Annotated in this window: 4 protein-coding genes; all 4 read left to right on the top strand. The window is 54.5% G+C overall.

Translation table 11 applies throughout. The features are described 5' to 3' along the window. A partial coding sequence (locus tag ACUHMQ_RS20215; protein WP_445297251.1) for an OmpA family protein occupies positions 1-265 on the top strand: 265 nt, incomplete at its 5' end. A gap of 327 nt (positions 266-592) precedes the next feature. Continuing rightward, positions 593-2,728 (top strand): 3-hydroxybutyrate oligomer hydrolase family protein, encoded by a 2,136-nt coding sequence (locus ACUHMQ_RS20210; RefSeq protein ID WP_445297250.1) that lies wholly within the window; start codon positions 593-595, stop codon positions 2,726-2,728. Between the two features lie 256 nt (positions 2,729-2,984). After that, positions 2,985-3,629, top strand: coding sequence for a DsbA family oxidoreductase (locus ACUHMQ_RS20205; RefSeq protein ID WP_445297249.1), 645 nt, complete (start codon positions 2,985-2,987; stop codon positions 3,627-3,629). 78 nt (positions 3,630-3,707) lie between these two features. Further along, a complete protein-coding gene (locus tag ACUHMQ_RS20200) occupies positions 3,708-4,226 on the top strand; it encodes a GNAT family N-acetyltransferase (protein ID WP_445297248.1) in 519 nt (172 codons plus the stop codon). Positions 4,227-4,445 lie beyond the last annotated feature (219 nt).

The following is a 4,445-nucleotide window of genomic DNA, read 5'->3' as shown; positions in this document are numbered from 1 at the left end:
GCGGATAGAGCGGATGACGATCACGGGCTACACGGACCGGTTGGGGAGTGAGCATTACAACCAGGCGCTGTCGGAACGGCGTGCGCACACGGTGGCGAACTACCTGAAGGAGAAGGGGGTGAGTGGATCGATGAATGCGCAGGGTAGGGGTAAGGCGGACCAGATAGCGGCGTGTGGGAAGTCGACGAAGCGGACGGCGGCGCTGGTGCGTTGTTTGCAGCCGAACCGGCGGGTGGAGATTGTGATTGAGGGACTTAAGCGGTAGGGGGCTTGCAGAGGATGTAAGGCCCAGTTAGTTGGGTGGGTGAGATGGTGTGAAAAGGTTGTTCAATAATTGAACAACCTTTTCTGCTTTTTTGGACAGTACTCACGCCCCATGGCATGGGTAAGCCGATTAGATGTCTGCCCGGGCGGGCAATTAATTGGTGGAAGATGGTAAGTTTGCAGGGTGATTAATAGGGATTTTCTTTAATTTCAATGGCTTGTTCTTGGTGGTGCACAAATTGCTCTCATGGAGGATTTCGAGCACATGGGCCCGTGGCGTAGCTGCGCAATAAGATCAAGAACAGGTTCTAAAACCGGAGACAGCGTCATGCATCTTCATTTTCTGAAGTCCATTGGTAGTGCCACGGTGATAAGCGCCACCTTGCTTGCATGTGGCAGCGGTAGCCAGTCGGCAGAGGACAGGAATGTAAAGCCAGCGTGGTTAGGCGATATTGTCAGCCAGAGTTTTGACGGCAGTACGGATGACTTGCTGACGGCAGGCCTGGGTAAGACCGGTTTGTCAGGTGCCCGGCCAAGTTTTGTAAACCCTGCTGCGCCGACAGCGGCTGAGTTACGCCGCGATGCAATCTACAACAATTACCGTGCCTTGGTAGATATAACGTCTACCGGGGGGTATGGCCGGTTGTACGGCCCGAATATCGACCTTGCAGGCAATGATTCGCGTGGTGAAGGCAAGGTTGCGGGTACGGAGTACGTGGCGTTTGCGGATGATGGAACAGGCCGGCAGAACGTGACGTTGATGGTTCAGATTCCTGCCAGTTTTGATACGAATGCCCCATGTGTGGTGACCGCTACGTCAAGTGGTTCGCGTGGGATATATGGTGCTATCGCCACTGCAGGAGAGTGGGGCCTGAAGCATAGCTGTGCCGTGGCTTATGCCGATAAGGGCAGCGGCATGGGCGTCCATGATTTGAAAGGTGATACGGTCAATTTGATCAATGGCATACGTGCAAGGCGCGTGGACGCCGGTTTGCGTGCCAACTTCACGGCCGGTTTGAGTGATGCGGACTTGGCGGCGTTCAATGCGGCTTATCCAAACCGGATTGCCGTCAAACATGCCCATTCACAGCAGAACAGTGAAAAGGACTGGGGACGGGATACGCTGCGTGCGGTGGAATTTGCTTTCTATCTACTCAATGAGCGGTACGGTTCGCTATCTGCTTCTGGCGGCAGAAAAACAGATTATGCAACGCCTGCCCGTGTGACAGTGATAGCCGCGTCGGTATCAAACGGGGGTGGAGCAGCGCTTGCGGCGGCTGAACTCGACACCAAAGGTTTGATTGATGGGGTGGCTGTGGGGGAGCCCCAGGTACAGCCGAGGGATGTGTCGGGTATCAGCATTCGGCAGGGTGGGTCTACCCAGCAAAGCATAGGCCGGCCGTTGATTGACTACATCACGCTGGCTAATTTGTACCAGCCGTGTGCTGTGCAGTCGGCCCGTTTGGCGGGCACCAATTCAGCGTTCAATACGATCAATGTCAGCCAGGCTGCCAGTAGGTGTGCCGCATTGGCAGGCAAGGGCCTGATAACCGGCACCACTTTGGCGGAGCAGGCCAACGCGGCCTACGACAAATTGATTGCCGGGGGTTGGTTGGCCGAGGCCGATACATTACATGCCAGTCACTATGGATTGAATGCCACGTTGGGTATTGCGATGGCGTATGTGAACGCATACGGCCGATTCAGCGTGGCGGAGAATGTGTGCGGCTACAGCTATGCCTTTACCGATGATAGTGGTGATCTGACTGCGCCGGTGTTCAGCGGGTTGGCGGGTATGTTCGGTAATGGCAATGGGGTGCCCCCCATGGCTGGTATTTCGGTGATCAACAACCTCAGTGTGGGTGGCCCTAAAGCCGATGCCGCTTCGGTTTCCGCTTCGACTATTTCTGCGGACTACAACGTGGATGGCGCCATCTGTCTGCGTAAATTGGCGACGGGCATCAACCCGCTTACTGGCTCTGCCCTGACGGGGTCGGAGAAGGTATTGGCCGATAGAGTCAGTACCGGAGTACAGGAGGTACTACGTAGTGGCAACCTCAAAGGCAAACCAGCCATCATTGTCACCGGCCGGTCTGATGCGCTGATTCCGGTTAACCACGCTGCGCGTGCGTACTATGCGATGAACCAGAAAGTGGAAGGTGCGGCTTCAAAACTCAGTTATATCGAGGTGGCCAATGCCCAGCACTTCGATGGCTTCCTGGGTCTGGAAGGTTTCCCTACGCGTTTTGTGCCGCTGCATGTGTATGTGGGGCAGGCGATGGAAGCCATGTGGCGACATCTTAAAACCGGTGCTGCACTGCCGCAAAGCCAATTGGTGCGCACCACACCACGTACGCTTCCTTCCGACAATATCACCAGCGCCAATCTGCCAAGCATCGTAGCCACGCCGGCGACGACTGAGGCGATTGCTTATGCCGGAGGTGTATTGACCATACCCAATTGATGAAACGGATTTCTGCGTGCCATAGGGCGTGCATAAAAGAGGGATTCTACCGAAGTGCGGAGGGTAGGATCTGGCCATAGCGTACTCCGCAAATGCTAGGTGGCAGTCGTTGCCAGACATACACCACCACGCCGGGGCGGCTGAGCTGCTCCGGCGTCTTTTTAAGCAGTGTGTCTTGAAGTAGGCATTACTGGGTGCATTTAGACATTACCAATTGTGTGGTTTGTAGTCCCGTTTTTCGAACAGTGAGGCCCCTGTGACCGCTACGTTGAAAATTGATTTTGTCTCCGATGTTTCTTGTCCCTGGTGTGCCATTGGCCTGAAATCGCTGGAAAAGGCGCTGTCCGGGCTTGAGGGGCAGATAACTGCTGATTTTCATTTTCAACCGTTTGAGTTGAATCCGCAGATGGGGCCGGAAGGCCAGGATATTGCTGAGCATCTGCATGGGAACTATGGGCTGAGTGAGGCCCAGCTGGTGCAAAATCAGGAAAACATTCGACAGCGTGGCGAGCAGCTTGGTTTTACCTTTGGCCTGGGTATGCGTAAGCGTATTTACAATACGTTCGATGCGCATCGTCTGCTGCATTGGGCCGGTTTGGAAGGTCGTCAGCATGCCCTCAAGCTGGCGCTGTTTACGGCTTACTTTACCCATGGTGAAGACCCCAGCAACCATGCTGTGTTGCAACGCTTGGCGGTGGAAGTAGGTCTGGATGGCATGCGTGCCGCCGCTGTGCTTGCCAGCGATGAATTCGCGGCTGAAGTACGCGAGCAGGAACAGTTTTACCAGCAGAATGGCATACATTCGGTGCCCGCAATTATCATCAACGACCGTCACTTGATCACAGGTGGGCAGCCGCCAGAGGTGTTTGACAGAGTGATGCGTGAGATTGCTGCCGAGTAGGTGGCCTTGCCATGCTGCTTGACGATGCAAGTGATGCCATCGACGGTTCCATATTCCTTTTCACACTTGGAGCGAAAATTGTTGCCTTCCACGCTTGCCGATGCACGACTTGATGCTTTGTCTGAAACTGATTTTGAAACGGTGGCGCGCTTGGGGAATGACATATGGCGTTCGCACTACGCCAAAATGATCAGCATGGCGCAGATTGATTTCATGCTGGCGGGGCGATATGCCGCCAACAAGCTGCGCAGCTACTTGGATTCGGATAGCCGGTGGATGATGCTGTTGAGGTTGGCGGATGAACCAGTTGGTTACTGCAGCTATGCCCATACCGAGATACCCGGTGAATTGAAGCTCGAGCAGCTGTATCTGCTGCAGGAGCACAAAGGCAAGGGTTTAGGCGGCTTGATGCTTCGCCATGTTGAAACGCAGGCGCGTAAGTTGGGGATGCGTGTGTTGCTGTTGCAAGTCAATAAACAGAATGCTGATGCCATCGCTGTCTATCGGAAAGCCGGGTTCACTGTTCGTGAAGAAGCGGTGTTCGATATAGGTGGAGGGTATGTGATGGATGATTATGTGATGGAGAAGGTGCTTTAAGAGCTTGTCTACGATCTTACTACGCAGCTGTGATCAGGGCTTATGTGCTGCTCGAAAGCCTCCGCAAGGGGGACGCCGAACTGCTACGGTGCTGGGGGTGTCAGGATTTCCGTGTTCAAGGCGGGTTTGAGATTCACACGGATGATCGAATAAACCGATCCGCGTAAAGAATAGCGAATTGGTTCATGGCCGTCTTCCAATCCTTGGCGGCATAGCCCC

It is taken from the genome of Chitinimonas violaceus (assembly GCF_052601015.1).
The sequence above is the reverse complement of the archived record's forward strand: the minus strand, read 5'-3'. Positions and strand labels throughout refer to the sequence as shown.